18 protein-coding genes are annotated in these 18,007 nt (G+C 28.5%); all 18 read left to right on the top strand.

Going from position 1 to position 18,007, the window contains the following annotated elements:
• Positions 1-14: 14 nt before the first annotated feature.
• Positions 15-290, top strand: coding sequence for a DUF1292 domain-containing protein (locus ACH36K_RS08250; RefSeq protein WP_411170455.1), 276 nt, complete (start codon positions 15-17; stop codon positions 288-290).
• A gap of 34 nt (positions 291-324) precedes the next feature.
• Positions 325-798, top strand: coding sequence for a Fur family transcriptional regulator (locus ACH36K_RS08255; RefSeq protein WP_411170456.1), 474 nt, complete (start codon positions 325-327; stop codon positions 796-798).
• Positions 799-864: 66 nt separating this feature from the next.
• Positions 865-2,532, top strand: coding sequence for a ribonuclease J (locus tag ACH36K_RS08260; RefSeq protein WP_411170457.1), 1,668 nt, complete (start codon positions 865-867; stop codon positions 2,530-2,532).
• Positions 2,533-2,686: 154 nt separating this feature from the next.
• Entirely contained in the window at positions 2,687-4,513 is a 1,827-nt protein-coding gene (typA, locus tag ACH36K_RS08265; protein ID WP_411170458.1) for a translational GTPase TypA, read from the top strand.
• A 96-nt stretch (positions 4,514-4,609) separates the two neighbouring features.
• Positions 4,610-5,617, top strand: coding sequence for an endolytic transglycosylase MltG (gene mltG / locus ACH36K_RS08270; RefSeq protein ID WP_411170459.1), 1,008 nt, complete (start codon positions 4,610-4,612; stop codon positions 5,615-5,617).
• Between the two features lie 34 nt (positions 5,618-5,651).
• Positions 5,652-6,296 (top strand): O-methyltransferase, encoded by a 645-nt coding sequence (locus tag ACH36K_RS08275; RefSeq protein ID WP_411170460.1) that lies wholly within the window; start codon positions 5,652-5,654, stop codon positions 6,294-6,296.
• A gap of 4 nt (positions 6,297-6,300) precedes the next feature.
• Complete coding sequence (locus tag ACH36K_RS08280; RefSeq protein WP_411170461.1) at positions 6,301-7,536, top strand: peptidase U32 family protein; 1,236 nt, start codon at positions 6,301-6,303, stop codon at positions 7,534-7,536.
• Positions 7,537-7,557: 21 nt separating this feature from the next.
• Positions 7,558-8,175 (top strand): uridine kinase, encoded by a 618-nt coding sequence (gene udk, locus ACH36K_RS08285; RefSeq protein WP_411170462.1) that lies wholly within the window; start codon positions 7,558-7,560, stop codon positions 8,173-8,175.
• A gap of 107 nt (positions 8,176-8,282) precedes the next feature.
• Positions 8,283-9,851 (top strand): penicillin-binding transpeptidase domain-containing protein, encoded by a 1,569-nt coding sequence (locus tag ACH36K_RS08290; RefSeq protein ID WP_411170673.1) that lies wholly within the window; start codon positions 8,283-8,285, stop codon positions 9,849-9,851.
• Between the two features lie 234 nt (positions 9,852-10,085).
• Entirely contained in the window at positions 10,086-10,781 is a 696-nt protein-coding gene (gene sigK, locus ACH36K_RS08295; RefSeq protein ID WP_411170463.1) for an RNA polymerase sporulation sigma factor SigK, read from the top strand.
• Between the two features lie 116 nt (positions 10,782-10,897).
• Positions 10,898-11,953, top strand: coding sequence for a type IV pilus twitching motility protein PilT (locus ACH36K_RS08300; RefSeq protein WP_411170464.1), 1,056 nt, complete (start codon positions 10,898-10,900; stop codon positions 11,951-11,953).
• 533 nt (positions 11,954-12,486) lie between these two features.
• Complete coding sequence (gene ftsZ, locus ACH36K_RS08305) at positions 12,487-13,608, top strand: cell division protein FtsZ (RefSeq protein ID WP_411170465.1); 1,122 nt, start codon at positions 12,487-12,489, stop codon at positions 13,606-13,608.
• A gap of 224 nt (positions 13,609-13,832) precedes the next feature.
• The gene (spoIIGA, locus tag ACH36K_RS08310) at positions 13,833-14,630 is read left to right on the top strand and encodes a sigma-E processing peptidase SpoIIGA (RefSeq protein ID WP_411170466.1); all 798 of its coding nucleotides are present in this window, start codon (positions 13,833-13,835) and stop codon (positions 14,628-14,630) included.
• An 8-nt stretch (positions 14,631-14,638) separates the two neighbouring features.
• Positions 14,639-15,346 (top strand): RNA polymerase sporulation sigma factor SigE, encoded by a 708-nt coding sequence (gene sigE / locus ACH36K_RS08315; RefSeq protein WP_411170467.1) that lies wholly within the window; start codon positions 14,639-14,641, stop codon positions 15,344-15,346.
• Between the two features lie 81 nt (positions 15,347-15,427).
• A complete protein-coding gene (gene sigG, locus ACH36K_RS08320) occupies positions 15,428-16,201 on the top strand; it encodes an RNA polymerase sporulation sigma factor SigG (RefSeq protein WP_411170468.1) in 774 nt (257 codons plus the stop codon).
• A gap of 67 nt (positions 16,202-16,268) precedes the next feature.
• Positions 16,269-16,595: a YlmC/YmxH family sporulation protein gene (locus ACH36K_RS08325; RefSeq protein ID WP_411170469.1), complete on the top strand. Its 327-nt coding sequence runs from the start codon at positions 16,269-16,271 to the stop codon at positions 16,593-16,595.
• Positions 16,596-16,664: 69 nt separating this feature from the next.
• Complete coding sequence (gene nrdR, locus ACH36K_RS08330; protein ID WP_411170470.1) at positions 16,665-17,120, top strand: transcriptional regulator NrdR; 456 nt, start codon at positions 16,665-16,667, stop codon at positions 17,118-17,120.
• 145 nt (positions 17,121-17,265) lie between these two features.
• Positions 17,266-18,003 (top strand): peptidoglycan editing factor PgeF, encoded by a 738-nt coding sequence (pgeF, locus tag ACH36K_RS08335; RefSeq protein WP_411170471.1) that lies wholly within the window; start codon positions 17,266-17,268, stop codon positions 18,001-18,003.
• The last annotated feature ends 4 nt before the right edge of the window (positions 18,004-18,007 follow it).

An 18,007-nucleotide genomic window follows, 5' to 3' on the forward strand; every position in this document is an offset into this window, starting at 1 on the left:
AGGAGAGAAATTTAATGGATAAAGATTTAAAACAATTGGAATTATATGATGAGGATGGAAATTTAGTAAAGTTAAATGTTGTTGCATTTTTTGATATGGTAAATCCTGATACAGAAGAAAAGAGTGAATATGTCATAGTATATGATAATGATTATACTGAGGATGATATATTTGCATTAAGGGTAGGAGTAGATGAAGATGGAGATGATCTTTTAATACCTATAGATGATGAAGTTGAATTAGCGGCAGTTCAAGAAGCTTATGATACTATTTTTGCCGATGAAGAATAAAAGCTAACTATAAATAAAGAAAGGGGTGTTGTCTGTGGAACAATCAAATAGTATAGATTTTAATGTTCTAAAAGAAGATTTAAAACAAAAAGGGTATAAGTTAACTCCTCAAAGAAGAGCTATAGTTGATACTATTATAGATAAAGAAGGAGAACATTTAACTGCAGAAGAAATTTATGATGAAGTTAAAAAAAGTTGTCCGGAAATTGGTTTAGCTACTGTATATAGAACGATTATTTTATTAGAAGAATTAGGGGTTATATGCAAACTAGACTTAAATGATGGTTGTAGCAGATATGAATTAGTTCGCAAGGATGAAGGTCATAGACATCATCACTTAGTTTGTAATGAATGCAAGGGTGTTATAGAAGTTCAAGATGATCTTTTAGATGAGCTTGAAGAAGAAGTTGAGAGATCATATGGATTCAAAATTTTAGATCATAGTGTTAAATTCTTTGGTGTTTGTAGAAAATGCCAAAAAGAGATGAATTATAAGCAGGATAAATAAAGGAGCTACTCTCTAAGGAGATGACAACCTTTGTAATACATATTTTAAGAAGAAGGAGGGGACATATTGAAAAACGAAAAGGCAAAAGTTAAGATTATTCCTTTAGGTGGGATAAATGAAATAGGTAAAAATATAACTGTAATTGAGTATAAAAATGATATAGTAGTTATAGATTGTGGCCTAAAATTCCCAGAAGAAGATATGTTCGGTATTGATTTAGTAATACCAGATGTTAATTATTTATTAAAAAACAAAGATAAAGTAAGAGGAATATTTTTAACTCACGGACATGAGGACCATATAGGAGCATTACCATATGTTTTAAAACAATTAAATGTACCTGTATATGGAACAAAGTTAACACTTGGAATTGTTGAAACGAAGCTTAAGGAGCATGGATTGTTAAGTTCAACAGAACTAATAAGAGTAAAGCCAAGAGATGTAATTAAATTAAATTCCGTATCAGTGGAGTTTATAAAAACTAATCACTCCATTGCAGATTCAGTAGCAATAGCAATACACACTCCACTTGGAGTAGTTCTACACACAGGAGATTTCAAAATAGACTACACCCCGATAGATGGAGAACCAATGGATTTTGCGAGATTTGCTGAGATTGGTAGAAAAGGAGTTTTAGCTATGATGGCTGATTCAACTAATGTTGAAAAGCCGGGTTACACTATGTCTGAAAAAGTAGTAGGTGAAAGTTTTGCAAGACTATTTTCAAAGGCGAAGGGGAGAGTAATAGTTGCTACTTTTGCATCTAATGTTCATAGAATACAGCAAATAATTGATGCTGCTAGTATGTATGGAAGAAAAGTTGCAGTTTCAGGAAGAAGTATGGAAAATATAGTTGCAGTAGCAGCAGAACTTGGATATTTGGAGTTTGAAAAAGATGTTCTAGTAAGCATAGATCAAATTAATAAATATAATAATAATCAAGTTGTTATTATTACTACAGGAAGTCAAGGGGAACCAATGTCAGCCCTTACAAGAATGGCAAATTCAGAACATAGAAAAGTAAATATAGTTGAAGGAGATACTGTAATAATTTCGGCAACACCTATACCTGGAAATGAAAAGTTAGTTTCAAAGGTTATAAATCAATTATTCCAAAAAGGTGCTGAAGTCATATACAAATCTTTAGCAGAAATTCATGTGTCTGGGCATGCGTGTCAAGAAGAACTAAAGTTAATGCAATCTTTAGTAAGACCTAAATTTTTCATACCTATTCATGGTGAATATAGACATTTAAAACAACATGGAGAATTAGCTATATCATTAGGTATGCCAGAAAACAATGTCCTTATACCAGAAAATGGTGGAGTTATAGAAGTAAACAGAAGTAGTATAAGAAAAAATGGTTCAGTTATTTCAGGGCAAATTTTTGTTGATGGATTAGGTGTTGGAGATGTTGGAAACATAGTTCTAAGAGATAGAAAACACTTATCTCAAGATGGAATATTAACTGTTGTAGTAACTTTATCAAGAGAAAATAATTCAGTTATTGCAGGTCCAGATATAATATCTAGGGGATTTGTTTATGTTAGAGAATCAGAAGGATTAATGGACGAGGCTAAAGAAATAGTTAAGAATGCACTAAGGGAATGTGAGGAAAATAACATAACTGATTGGGCAAGCTTAAAGTCTAAAGTAAGAGATGAGCTTAGAAGTTACCTTTATGAAAAAACAAAAAGAAAGCCTATGATATTACCAATAATCATGGAAATATAATCTGTGATATTGACATTTTAGAATAATAATCTTAAAATGTATTATAGTCTAAAATAAATTTTTATTTAAAATTGGATACCAGTGTATCCAATTTTATTTTGGGAAAAATAAGTTATAGGTTTACATTATAAAATAATATACTGGAGGAAGTTAGATGAAATTAATAAGTAGAGATGATATAAGAAATATAGCTATAATAGCTCACGTTGACCATGGTAAAACTACATTGGTAGATGCTCTTTTAAAAGAAAGCCATGTTTTTAGAAGCAACGAAAAAGTAGAAGAAAGAGTTATGGATTCAAATGACTTAGAAAAGGAAAGAGGAATTACAATTCTTTCAAAAAACACAGCTATTATGTATAACGGAGTAAAAATAAATGTAGTAGATACTCCAGGACATGCTGACTTTGGTGGTGAAGTTGAACGTGTACTTAAAATGGTTGATTCTGTTCTATTAGTAGTTGACTCTTATGAAGGACCAATGCCTCAAACTAAATTCGTTTTAAAGAAGGCATTAGAACTAGGGTTACAACCTATAGTTGTTATAAATAAAATAGACAAACCAAATGCAAGACCAGAAGAAGTAATTGATGAAGTATTCGAATTATTCTTAGAGCTTGGTGCAGATGATGAACAATTGGATTTCCAAATAATATATGCATCAGCAAGAGAAGGATTTGCAAGATATAATGTTGAAGATACAAATACTGATATGGTTCCATTATTTGAAACTATATTAGAAAACGTAGAAGCACCAAAGGGATATATAGACGGACCATTCCAAATGTTAGTTACTACTTTAGATACAAACGAATATGTAGGTAGAATAGCAATTGGTAAAATACATAGAGGAATTGTTAAAAAGAATCAACAAGTTGCATTAGTAAGAAAAGATGGAACTACATCAAATTATAAAGTTTCAAGTATATTTACTTATAACGGATTAAATAGAGAAGATGCTCAAGAAGCTTCACTTGGAGATATAATAGCATTAAGTGGTATTCCAGATTGTAATATAGGTGAAACTATTGCAGATGCTCAAGAACCTGAAGCATTACCATTCGTTGAAATAGATGAGCCTACATTAAGTATGAACTTTATGGTTAATGATTCTCCATTTGCTGGTAGAGAAGGTGAATTCGTAACTTCAAGACATTTAAGAGATAGATTATTAAAAGAATTAGAAACAAATGTAAGTTTAAGAGTTAATGAAGTATCTTCAGATTGCTTCGAAGTTTCAGGAAGAGGGGAACTACACTTATCAATTCTTATTGAAACAATGAGAAGAGAAGGTTATGAGTTCCAAGTTTCGAAAGCAAATGTTATCTTCAAAGAAGAAAATGGCAAGAAAGTAGAACCAATGGAATATTTAACTGTAGATGTACCAGAAGAATTTATGGGACCAGTTATGGAAAAGCTTGGACCTAGAAAAGCTGAAATGGTAAATATGACTTCTGCTGTTAATGGTTATACAAGACTTGAATTCATAGTACCTGCAAGAGGATTAATTGGATTTAGAAATGAATTTATGACTGATACAAAAGGTAATGGAATAATGAACCATGTATTCCATGGTTATGATAGCTATAAAGGAGAACTTCCAGGAAGAAGTAGAGGTTCAATTTGTTCATTTGAAGATGGAGATGCAATATCATATGGATTATTCAATGCTCAAGAAAGAGGTATATTATTTATAAATGCTGGAATACCAGTATATCAAGGTATGATAGTTGGAGAATGTTCTAGAGCTGAAGATATAGATATTAATATATGTAAAGGAAAGAAATTAACTAATACTAGAGCATCAGGATCAGATGATGCAGTTAAATTAATACCTCCAAGACAAATGACATTAGAGCAATGTCTTGAGTTTATAAATTCAGATGAATTAGTTGAAGTTACACCAGAAAGCATAAGAATGAGAAAAAGAGTTTTAGATTCAGCAGAAAGAAGAAGAATAACAAGTAGAAATAGAAAATAATAAATGAAATAAAATGTCTTTATAAGTTGAAAAAAAAGTATTATAATAAAGTGAATAGCCTATAATGGCTATTTACTTTATATATAGGGGGTTTTTATGAGAAGCTTTAAGTCAAAAATGATTCCCATAATAATCATTTTAATATTAACAATAAGTTCTTTTGTTTTATTTAAAAGAATAATAAACAAACCTTTTAATACATCTGAAGATATAGTTATAAATGTGCAAGAAGGGGATAGTTTTTATAGTATAATAGATTCATTATCTAAGGAAAATCAAATTAAAGGTGTACCGATTATTAAATTATATGTTAAACTTTCAGGTAAAAACATAGATGTTAAGCCAGGTGAATATGTTTTACGTAATGATTTAAGTGTTAATGAATTAATAAATACATTAACTAGTGATTCTACACTAGATGTAGTTAAATTTACAGTACCTGAAGGATACACAATTGATGATATAGCTGAAAAACTAGAAAAAGAAGGAATTTGTAGCAAAGATGATTTCATTAGAGCTGTAAAAGAGTATGAACCACCATCATTTGTGAAAATAAATAGTGAAAAGAGATATAATTTAGAAGGATATTTATTTCCAGATACATATTTAATAAAAGTTGGAGAAACACCTAGAGAAATAATTAGTAAAATGGTTTTTAGATTTAAGGAAGTCCTACAGGAAGCTCTTAAAGAAACAAATATGACAGTTAAAGATGAGGATATAGAAACTGTTGTAAATATAGCTTCTATGATAGAAAAAGAGGCAAGAATAGATAGTGAAAGACCTATGATTTCATCTGTTATAATTAATAGGTTAAATATTAACATGATGCTACAAATTGATGCAACAGTAATTTATGCATTAGGAGAACATGTTAATACGGTATTAGAGAGTCATTTAGAAATAAATTCTCCATACAATACATACAAAAATTATGGGCTACCTATAGGGCCTATATCTAATCCAGGTTTAGCATCTATAAAAGCTGCTCTTAAACCTGAAAAAACAGATTATTTATTTTATGTTTTGCAAGATGATAAAACACATTATTTTACTAATAATGATGATGATTTTATGAATAAACTAAAAGAACTTGGATATTAAATAAAAAGACATAATATCTATTCGGAGGATTAACATGAGTGGAATAACCCATGATTATATGGAAGAATATATAAGAAACTTAATACCAGAAAACGAAGATAAGTATAAAGAACTAGAAAGTTTTGCAAAGGAAAATAAGGTTCCTATAGCTCAAAAGGAAACTGCGAAATTTTTAGAGTTTATGGTTAGTATGAAAAAACCTTTAAGAATTTTAGAACTTGGAACTGCCATTGGATATTCGGCCATTTTAATGTATGAAGCTTCAGGAACAAAACCAAGTATTACTACTATAGAACGTGACGAAAATATGGTAAGATATGCTAGAGAAAATTTTAATAAGTATGGTCTTGGTGAAAAAATAGAAATTAAAGAGGGAGATTGTTTAGAGATTTTAGAAAATCTAAATGAACCTTATGATTTAATATTTATGGATGCAGGTAAAGGACACTACAATCATTTTTTACCACATTGTTTAAGGCTATTAAAAAGAGATGGAATTATAGTGGCGGATAATGTTTTGTTTAGAGGTATGGTTGCATCAAATGAATTAGTAAAAAGAAGAAAAATAACAATAGTTAAAAGAATGAGAGAATACTTAGAATTAGTATCAAAAGATAGAAATTTAATTACTTCTGTAATACCAATGGGGGATGGAATTGCAGTGACTAAAAGGAGGTAAAATTATGATAAAACCAGAGATTTTAGCACCAGCAGGAAGTCTAGAAAAATTAAAAATAGCAATAGATTTTGGAGCAGATGCTGTATATATAGGTGGAGGAAGGTTAAATTTAAGAGCTTTCTCAGATAACTTCACCAATGATGAAATGGCTGAAGGAGTTAAATATTGCCATGATAGAGGTAAAAAATTATATGTTACTATGAATGTATTCCCAAGAAACCATGATTTAAAGGGTGTAGAAGAATATATTAAAGGTTTATATGATTTAGGCGTAGATGCAATTATAGTAGCAGATCCTTCAATAATAATGGCTGCTAAATCAGCAGCACCAGATTTAGAAATACATTTAAGTACTCAAGCTAATACAGTTAACTGGATGGCAACTAAGTTTTGGTATGAACAAGGTGTTAAGAGAGTAGTTTTAGCTAGAGAATTAACACTTAATGAAATTAATGTTATAAAAGAGAATATTTCAGAAGATTGTGAATTAGAAGTATTTATACATGGTTCAATGTGCATAGCTTATTCAGGAAGATGTCTTATTTCAAACTATATGTTAGGAAGAGATGCTAATAAAGGGATATGTTCAAATGCGTGTAGATATAAATATTACTTAGTAGAAGAAACAAGACCAGGTGAATATTATCCAGTTGTAGAAGATGATGATGGTACATATATAATGAATTCAAAAGATTTATGTATGATAAAGCATATTCCGGAACTTATGAAAAGTGGAGTACATTCTTTTAAAATAGAAGGTAGAATGAAGAGTGAATTCTATGTTGCTTCTGTTGTTAAGGCTTATAGAGAAGCTATAGATGCATATATGGCTAATCCAGAAACTTACGAGTTTAAGCAAGAATGGATGGATACATTATTAAAGATAAGTCATAGACAGTATCATACAGGTTTCTTCTTTGGTAAAACAGGTGAACAAAACTATGATGTATCATCTTATGTAAGAGATTATGATATAGTAGGTATTGTTCAAAGTTATGATTCAGAAACTAAAGAGGCGACTATTCTTCAAAAAAATAGAGTCTTTGAAGGAGATGAAGTTGAAGTTTTAAGAGCTCATACACCTAACTTTAATATAACTTTAAATGAGATGTTCGATGTGGAAAAGGATGTTAAAACTAATGTAGCTAATAGAGCTCATATGATGTTCAAAGCTAAGGTTGAAACTCCATTAAAAGAAAAAGACATGTTAATTAAAGGAAAGAAAGTTTTAGAGCTTTAGACAAAAGAAGGGGGAACTATAATGAAAAAGCCAATATTAATTGGGATAACAGGAGGAACCGGATCAGGCAAAAGTAGTATTGCAGATGCTATATACTCAAGTTTTTCCAATGAATGTATTGCAATGATACAACAGGATATGTATTATAAAGATCAAAGTCATTTAACTATGGATGAAAGAGTAAAAACTAACTATGATCATCCAAAAGCTTTTGATAATGACTTATTAATTAAGCATTTGTCTGATTTAATTAATGGGATTGGAATAGATAAGCCTATATATGATTTTGCTGAGCATAATAGAGCAAAAGAAATAGTAAGAGTTGAACCTAAGGATATAATAATAGTTGAGGGTATATTAGTACTTGAAGATGAAAGACTTAGAGAACTATTAGATATAAAGGTATATGTAGATACAGATGCTGATATAAGAATTCTTAGAAGATTAGTAAGAGATATTAATGAAAGAGAAAGAACTGTTGAATCAGTTATTAACCAATATTTGAGTGTAGTAAGACCTATGCACATGCAATTTACAGAGCCGACTAAAAGATATGCAGATATTATAGTTCCAGAAGGCGGACAAAATAAAGTTGCTATAGATATACTTGTTACAAAGATAAAAGATATATTAAAATAGTAAATAAATGTATAAAAGACACCTCTAAAGGCTAGAATTAAGCCTAGGGAGGTGTTTTTTTGTTAGAAGTAAAAAATAAAGTAAATTTTAAAAGAGTTGTAATTATAATGGGGAGCTATCTTTTAATTATTCTATTATTAATATTAAGATTATATTTCCTTCAAATACATCCATCATCATATGTTTCTGGTGAAATGAAAAATTATCAATCTGAAAATTTATCTCAAATGAAGTATAGAATATTTGATACTAATGGAAAAGACTTAATGGATTATACAAAAAAGTACATTGTTATAGTAGATACAAAGCCTTTTATGCTTAATAATTATGAAGAAACCTTAGAAGATTTAATGGCTTTAAATTTTATAATGAAATCTGAGAATCCTGACTTTAATTATTCAGATTTAATGAAAAATAATGGAAAAATATATTATACAGTTAGTGAAGAAACTTTTAATAAGGTAAATAAATTAAAAAATATAAAAGGAATATACACATATAAATATGATGAAGTAGATACTAAAGAAGCTTGGAAAACGAATAATTTTTTAGCTAATATAAATGATGAAAATGTAGTAGAAGATTCTTTAGAGAATGACTTAAATTATTATATAAAATACAATAATTACCCAGAAGCAAAGTTTTATTTAGATGAAAAAGCTATTTATGGAGACGGCTTATTAAATGAGGGAGAAAATAATAATATAAAACTAACTATAAATGAAGAGTGGGAAGAAAAGATTAGGGAAGTACTTAAAAAAGAGGATTATTCTTTTTTAAAGAATGTGGGTGTCGTAGTTTCTGAAGCAGAAAGCGGTAAAATAAGAGCTATGGTTCAAAAGGACGAAACTCAAGCTAACGTAAATTTAGGAATAGAGCAATTAGGATATGAACCCGGTTCTATATTCAAAGTCATAACAGAAACTGTCGCATTAGATTTAGGATTAATAAGTCCTTATGATGTTTTTTCATGTACAGGAGAAATATGCAGTAAAAATGGCAAAGCCTACGGTCATGGAGATATCTCTGTAGAGAATGCGTTGAAAGTATCTTGTAATGATGTTTTTGCAAAAGTAGGAGCAAAAATTGGATATGATAAAATGGTGAGATATATGGAAAAAATGGGGTTATTTAAGCCGGTATTTAACTTGAAGGGAGAAAATAGAAATGAAGCTTCAGGAGTTAAACCTACTGAAGAAAATAGCATGAACAATATATCTATAGGTCAAACTATTATGGTTACACCAGTACAAATGGCAGGATTATACAATACAGTAGTAAATAATGGGATTTATATAAAGCCTACAATAGTAGAATCAATTATAGATAATAATGATAATGTTGTAAAAGAATTTAAAGAAAAATCTACTAGAATATTTAGTGAAACCGCAGCTAAAATATCTCAAGAAACCATGTCAAAGGTAATTTGGGAAGGATCAGGCTTTGAGGCTAAGGTAGAAGGTGTGAACATAGGAGGAAAAACAGGAACCTCTACAGGAACTGGTGGTACTAACCATGGGTGGTTTGCAGGATATTTTGAAATGGAAGGAAAAAAATATACTATAGTTGTTATCGCACCTAATATTGGAGAAAAGCACCCAGATGGAAGAGAACTAGGTGGGGGAAATACTGGAGCACCTATTTTTAGGGATATAATAAAAATACTTCTTAAATAAATGAAGCTGCTATAAAGCTCAAATAAAAATTTGAACTTATAGCAGTTTTTATTATGCTATAAGTTCATAAACAATATATATTAAATAGTTTTTTTTATTTTAAACTAATTATTAAAAGATAAAATAATTTTATAAGTCTATATAAGAAAATATTCCAATTTTATTTTAAAAAACACAAGCAATATTTTTGGATTTCATCATATTATATAATAAGCACTACGAGGAGGAAGTTCTGTGTTTTTTTTATCTAATATTATAGAGCTGTTATGTAATTCTATATTTTTAACTGGTTATATTACAGGAAATAATACATTTCCAAAACCGCTTGAAGAAGAAGAAGAGGAGCATTATTTAAAACTTTTAAAAAATGGAGATAAGGAAGCAAAAAGTATATTGATAGAAAGAAATCTTAGGTTAGTAGCCCATATAGTAAAGAAGTATAATTTTCCAAATAAAGATATAGATGAATTAATATCTATAGGAACAGTTGGACTTATAAAGGCTATAGATTCTTTTGATTCATCAAAAGGAACTAGATTAGCTACTTATGCATCAAGATGTATAGAAAATGAAATATTAATGCTTTTTAGAAATAATAAGAAGCAAAAAAATGAAATTTATTTACAAGATCCAATTGGAGTGGACAAAGAAGGTAATGAAATATGTTTAATTGATGTATTAAGTAGTGACAAAGATTCAGTATTAGAAAAAGTTGAAAGTAATCTTCAAATTAAACAATTGTACAATAAAATTTGTGTTTCTCTAAGTGAAAGAGAAGGGGAAATTTTAAAAATGAGATACGGATTAATTGATGGAAGATGTAGAACGCAAAGGGAAATAGCAGCATTACTTGGAATATCGAGATCATATGTTTCTAGAATAGAAAAAAAAGCTCTTAGAAAATTGAGAAAAGAGATGTCTAGCAAATAAAAACATATATAAATATATCTTATGTTGAAATATTATGAAATATAAAGAAGGAATGTTGGAATTTTTATCGAATATGTAAAAGAAACATATTATATCAACATGGAGGATATAAAGCAATGTATGTGTTAAATGATTTATTAAATGAGACAATAGAAAAAGAAGCGTCGGATTTACACTTAACAGTTGGATTACCCCCAACAATAAGAGTTAATGGTAGTTTGATTAAATTAGGGACTGAGAAATTAAGTCCTAATGCATTAAGAGATTTTGCTAAGGAAATACTAGGAGATAATTTTGAATTATATGAAAAGATAGGTGAAATGGATACATCTTACTCTATTTCGGGAACAGGTAGATTTAGAGTAAATATATTTAAACAAAGAAATAGTGATGCTATTGCTGTAAGAGTAATTGCATTAAAAATACCGACTTTAGATGAGCTAAAACACCCAAAGGTAATAAAGAACATAATAAACAAACAGAGGGGATTAGTATTAGTTACTGGACCAACTGGAAGTGGTAAAAGTACAACATTAGCAGCTATGATAAATGAAATAAATAATACAAGAGAAGCGCATATTATAACATTAGAAGATCCAATAGAATATCTTCATAAGCATAATAAGTGCATAATTAATCAAAGAGAAATAGGAAAAGATAGTAAAAGTTATAAAACTGCACTTAAGGCTATTTTAAGAGAGGATCCAGATGTTATACTTGTAGGGGAGATGAGAGACCTCGAAACTATTTCTATTGCTATAACAGCAGCAGAAACTGGTCATTTAGTATTCTCCACTCTACATACAATAGGAGCTGCTAAAACTATAGATAGAATAATAGATGTTTTTCCGCCACACCAACAGCAACAAATAAGAGTTCAACTGGCTGCAGTACTACAGGGAGTTATATCGCAACAGCTAGTACCAACTGAAGATAATAAGGGGAGAGTTGCATCTTTAGAAGTGATGACTACAACACCAGGAATTCAAAATTTAATTAGAGAAGGTAAAACACACCAAATAGAATCAGCTATTCAAACTGGTGGAAAATATGGTATGAAAACAATGGATATGGCATTAGTAGAATTATATAAAAAAGGAATTATAGATGAAGAAACTGCACTAACATATTCAGTTGATAGAGAAACTATAAAAAGAATAATGGTTTTATAAAAAACAGAGAACATCTCTGTTTTTTTTATTAAAATTTATAAAATAATAAAATTTAATAAAGGAAATTTAAAATCTTTGTTGAATATAAGATTTATAAATATTTTTAATATATTTTAATAATAGATAATGATGTAGGCTTATAATACTATTTAAAAATTATTATAATATGAACTAAATAGTTGAGTTATTTAATTATAAATGATAAAATAATAATTGAATTTTATTAAATTTAATTATAAAAATAATGGTTATTTTTATAAAAGTGAATAGATTTTATATTAATTTCCATATTGTAAGAATAATCACAAAGAATTTAAGTAATAAAATGTAAATAAAAGTTCGAAAATATACATTTATTGTCTTTAAATAACAAAATCTTTCTTATTTAGTTTATTAAAGTATTGTTAAAAAGGTACAGTATGATGTAGAATTAATATATATTACTATATATTAGGATTGAATTGAGATTATTAAGAAGAGAAGAAACAAAGTAGAAAAATTACTAGTAGATATTTTCTAAAGGAGGAATTATTTTGTTAGATTTCGAAGTAGATATGCAAGAATTAACCAATATCAAGGTAATTGGTTGTGGAGGCGGCGGTGGAAATGCCGTTAATAGAATGATCGCTGAAGGGCTAAAAAACGTTGAGTTTATTGCCGTTAATACAGATAAACAAGCTTTAATGCTATCTCATGCTAATGTTAAAATTCAAATTGGAGAAAAGTTAACAAAGGGTCTTGGAGCTGGAGCTAATCCTGAAATAGGAAAAAAGGCTGCAGAGGAAAGTAGAGAAGAAATAGCAGAAGCTATAAAAGGCGCAAATATGGTATTTATAACAGCTGGTATGGGAGGTGGAACAGGAACTGGTGCAGCTCCTGTAGTTGCAGAAATAGCTAAATCTATGAACATATTAACTGTAGGAGTAGTTACAAAGCCATTCCCATTTGAGGGAAAAAGAAGAATGAGACATGCTGAAATGGGGATAGAGAACCTTATGAAGGCAGTTGATACTTTAGTTATAATTCCAAATGAAAGATTATTAAGCATGGCTGACAAAAAGACAACTCTTTTAGATTCATTTAGGTTAGCTGATGATGTATTAAGACAAGGGGTACAAGCTATTTCAGACCTTATTACAATCCCAGGGGTAGTTAATGCGGACTTTGCTGACATAGAAACTGTTATGTTAAATAAAGGCCTTGCACATATGGGTGTTGGACATGGAACAGGGGATAATAAAGCGCAAGATGCTGTAAGACAAGCTATTTCATCTCCATTACTTGAAACATCTATAGATGGAGCAACAGGAGTTATTATAAACTTTACAGGTGGAGTTGATTTAGGTGCTATAGAAGTTTATGAAGCAGCAGATATAGTAAGAGAATCAGCAGACCCAGATGCAAACATAATATTTGGTGCAGTTATAGATGAAACTTTAACAGATGAAATAAGAATAACTGTTATAGCTACAGGTTTCGAAGAAGATAATAATAAAATATTAAATCACGAGCCTATATTTGAAAAGAGAATTGTTAAAGAACAACCATTGAAAAGTGAAGTAGAGATATCAGAACCAACAAAAAGAGTAGATCCTCTTTTAGATATTGAAACTGATAGTGTAAATATTCCTAGTTTCTTAAGATCAAGAAAATAAGTAAATTATAAAAAAGACTAAGAAAGTGATGCTTTCTTAGTCTTTTTTTATTTTTATCACATATTAATAATTATAGTATTTCCTTGTTATTTTTTATTAAAATAATCAAATAAGTGTAAATATATGTAGTAAATAAGGGATGAAAATATATTTTATAAAGAGTTTTTATGACAAAATTTTAAAAGCTAACAGTTTATAATTTAATTACAGAGGGGGAGATGCGTATGGTAGTTTACATAGATATACTTATAATAGAAAACTTTATTGTAAACTTATTTTTATTATTAATTACTATGAAAGTACTTAGATATAAATATAGCAAAACTATTTATATTGGGGCTATAGTAGGAGCTTTTTATACAATAGCTTTATTTTTAGAAAATAGTATTTTAACATCTTTACCATTTAAAATTGCTGTTGTTTTGTTAATGATAGTAATAACTAATAAAAACCTTAAAACAATAAATATAATAAAGGCTTCAGCAACTTTTTTGATAGTATCTTTTACATTATGCGGGATTTGTTTTGCCTTTTCAATGATGGACAATCAATATAGTGTTTTTAGAGTTTTTGAAATTAGAAATTATTCTATAAAATATTTAATAATCTCAATAATGATACTATACATAGTTATAGTTAGAGTAGTAGATTACTTAAGAGAAAGAGCCTTAATAAAAAATTTTATATACGAAATAGAGATTTCACATGAGAAGAATACTTTATCTTTAAAAGGTTTATTAGATACTGGAAATGCCCTAAGGGAACCTGTAACAAATTTGCCTTGTATAATAATAGAAAATAATTTTTTGAATGGATTTAATTTACCAAGTGATGAAGAATTTTATATTCCATATAGCACTATAGGAGAAGAAGGAAATTTAAAGGGATTCAAAAGTGAAAGAGTTAGAATTCGAGGAGAAGATAAAGAATGGAAAACAGTAGAAGTTATAATTTGTAGTTGTAAAAATAAATTAAGTAAAGAAAATGAATTTAATGCATTACTATCAAGAGGGGTAATATAGGTGATATTATGATAAGTTTAAGAGTATTAATAAATAGGATTTTACAAAAGATTAAAATTTTTAGAAGAGAAGTTCATTATGTAGGTGGGAATGATGCACTTCCGCCACCATTAAAAAAAGAAGAAGAAGAAGAACTTGTAGAAAAGCTTATACATGGAGATGAATCTATAAGAGATATATTAATAGAGAGAAATTTAAGGCTAGTTGTTTATATAGCTAGAAAATTTGAAAATACAGGAGTATGCGTAGAAGACTTAATATCTGTAGGAACAATAGGATTAATTAAAGCTGTCAATACATTTAATCCTGAAAAGAAAATAAAGTTAGCTACATATGCTTCAAGATGTATTGAAAATGAAATTTTGATGTATTTAAGGAGAAATAGTAAGGTAAAAGCAGAAATATCATTTTATGAGCCTTTAAATATAGATTGGGATGGTAATGAACTTTTACTATCTGATATTTTAGGAACAGAAAATGACACAGTTTATAACTTAATAGAGGATGAAGTTGATAGAGAATTATTATTTTTAGCATTAAAACATTTAAATGATAGAGAAAAAGAAATTGTAAAGCTAAGATTTGGTTTAAATGGTACTAGAGAAAAGACACAAAAAGAAGTAGCTGACATGCTTGGAATATCTCAATCTTATATTTCTAGATTAGAAAAGAAAATAATAAATAGATTAAAAAAAGAAATCAATAAAATGATTTAGGTTGTCTTTAGTATAAAAGCTATAACTCTCGGGGATACTTTTTAATGCAGTATGTTATTACTTCCGAAGGGGTTGATGAGCTTGATTATTAATAAAGTAGAGATATGTGGTGTAAATACCTCCAAACTACCTATATTAAAAGAGAAAGAAAAAAGAGAACTACTTTTAAGTATGAGAGATGGAAATAAAGATGCTAGAGAAACTTTTATTAAGGGAAACTTAAGGTTAGTTTTAAGTGTGATACAGAGATTCAATAATAGAGGGGAAAATGTTGATGACTTATTTCAAGTTGGATGTATAGGATTAATGAAAGCCATAGATAACTTTGATTTGGGTCAAAATGTTAAGTTTTCAACTTATGCAGTACCCATGATAATAGGTGAAATAAGAAGGTATTTAAGAGATAATAATTCAATAAGAGTAAGTAGATCATTAAGGGATATTGCTTACAAGGCATTATTAGTTAGAGATAAACTTATAAAAGATAATAATAAGGAACCTAATATCTCACAAATAGCTAAAGAACTTAATTTACCAAGAGAAGAGGTAGTATTTGCATTAGATGCTATTCAAGATCCAGTGTCTCTATTTGAACCTATATATCATGATGGTGGAGATGCTATATATGTAATGGACCAAATAAGTGATTCTAAAAATACTGATGAAAACTGGCTTGAAAATATATCTATTAAAGAGGCTATGAAAAAATTAAATGATAGAGAAAAATTAATACTAACATTAAGATTTTTTAATGGAAGAACTCAAATGGAGGTAGCGGATGAGATAGGCATATCTCAAGCTCAAGTATCTAGATTAGAAAAAACTGCATTAAAGCATATGAGAAAATATGTATAGAGCTCTTAAAGAGCTCTTTTAAACTAATAAAATATGTACATGCCATTATTTAAAGGGGGATAAGTTTATGGGGTTATTTGATAACACAAAAGTAGAAGCTGATATGTATTCAGAGACTGAGGAAGAACTTTTATTACATTCTTTAAATGCTCTTAGAACAATGGAGGTAATAGATATAAAAACAGGATCTAAAATGGGTTTTATAAAAGATTTTGTTATTGATGTTGAAGAAAGCAAAGTAATATCAATTATATTACCAGGAGCTAACAAGAGTTGGTTTAGTAAGGAAGAGGACTTGGAAATACCATGGAGTAAAGTAACAAAAGCAGGTATAGAGGTTATATTAGTTAATGGTTCTGATATAGATGATTTTAATTTATCAAATAATATCTAGCAATAGATTAAAAAAGCTTGTATAATTTATATATACTTAAGATAATACTTAGGAAAGGCGTGGATAGAAATGAGATGTCCCTTTTGCTTATTTGAAGAGAGTAAAGTTGTAGATTCTAGATCTACAGACGATAACACTACTATTAGAAGAAGAAGAGAATGTTTAAGTTGTAATAAAAGATATACTACTTATGAAAAAGTTGAAGACATTCCTATATTAGTTGTTAAGAGAGATTTGACAAGAGAAAATTTTAATAAGGAAAAGATAATTAATGGACTTATAATAGCTTGTCAAAAGAGACCTATATCAAGAAAACAAATAGAAGAGCTGGCAGAAGATATAGAAAAATCTATTTCTAATAAGATGATAACAGAAGTAGAGTCTAAGATTATTGGAGAAATGGTTATGGAAAGACTTAAGAATTTAGATGAAATATCTTATGTTAGATTTGCTTCAGTTTATAGACAATTTAAAGACATAAATACATTTTTGGAAGAAATTAAAAATCTAGTTTCTAAGGAATAATTAGTTAACTTAAAATAGAAAGATCTATTTTAAGTTAACTTTTTTGGTTAAAAATAGGTTAAAATATACTTAAATAATTAAAAAAATAGAAAATATGATCAATAAATGGTAAAATGTATTAAAATAAATTAAAAGAGGTGGCGTTATGATAATCTTAACACCAAATAATTTTGATAAAAAAAGAGATTTTTTAATTTACAAAGTTGGTAGTACAAATGTAGTATTTTCTACAGCAGAAGAAGATAGAAGTTTTAATAGGCATACAGAGTATGGAGTAGAAAATTTAAATAGTATAAAGGAAGATTTTAAGTTAAAAGATGTTATTTATTTAAATCAAGTCCACAGTGACAAGGTTTATATTTATAACAAAGATTATAAAAACATAAAAGAAGAAGAAGGAGATGGAATAATAACTTCTGAGAAAGATATTGCAATAGGGGTATTTACAGCCGATTGTGTTCCTATAATTATAGTTAATGAAAAATCTAAGGCTATTGCTACTATTCACAGTGGATGGAAAGGAACATTTAATTCAATAGTACTGAAAACATTAATAAAGATGAAGGAAGAGTTTAAAATAGATATAAAAGAAACTAAGATTTTCATAGGTCCACATATAAAACAATGCTGCTATGAAGTTTCTAATGAATTGAAACAAAACTTTTTAGATAAAACAGGTATAGATGAGGAAAAACTATTTAATGGAAGAAATTTAAGTTTAAAAGAATGCATTGTAAAGGACCTAAAAGATTTAGGTATTATGGATAATAATATATATTTACTTGATTTATGTACTTATTGTGAAAATGATATAGAACTTTATTCTTATAGAAAATCAGAGGGTACTTATGGTCGATTATTTTCATTTGCATTTATAGAGTAAGGAG

It is taken from the genome of Clostridium sp. MB05, from assembly GCF_046581255.1.
Classification (GTDB): domain Bacteria; phylum Bacillota; class Clostridia; order Clostridiales; family Clostridiaceae; genus Clostridium.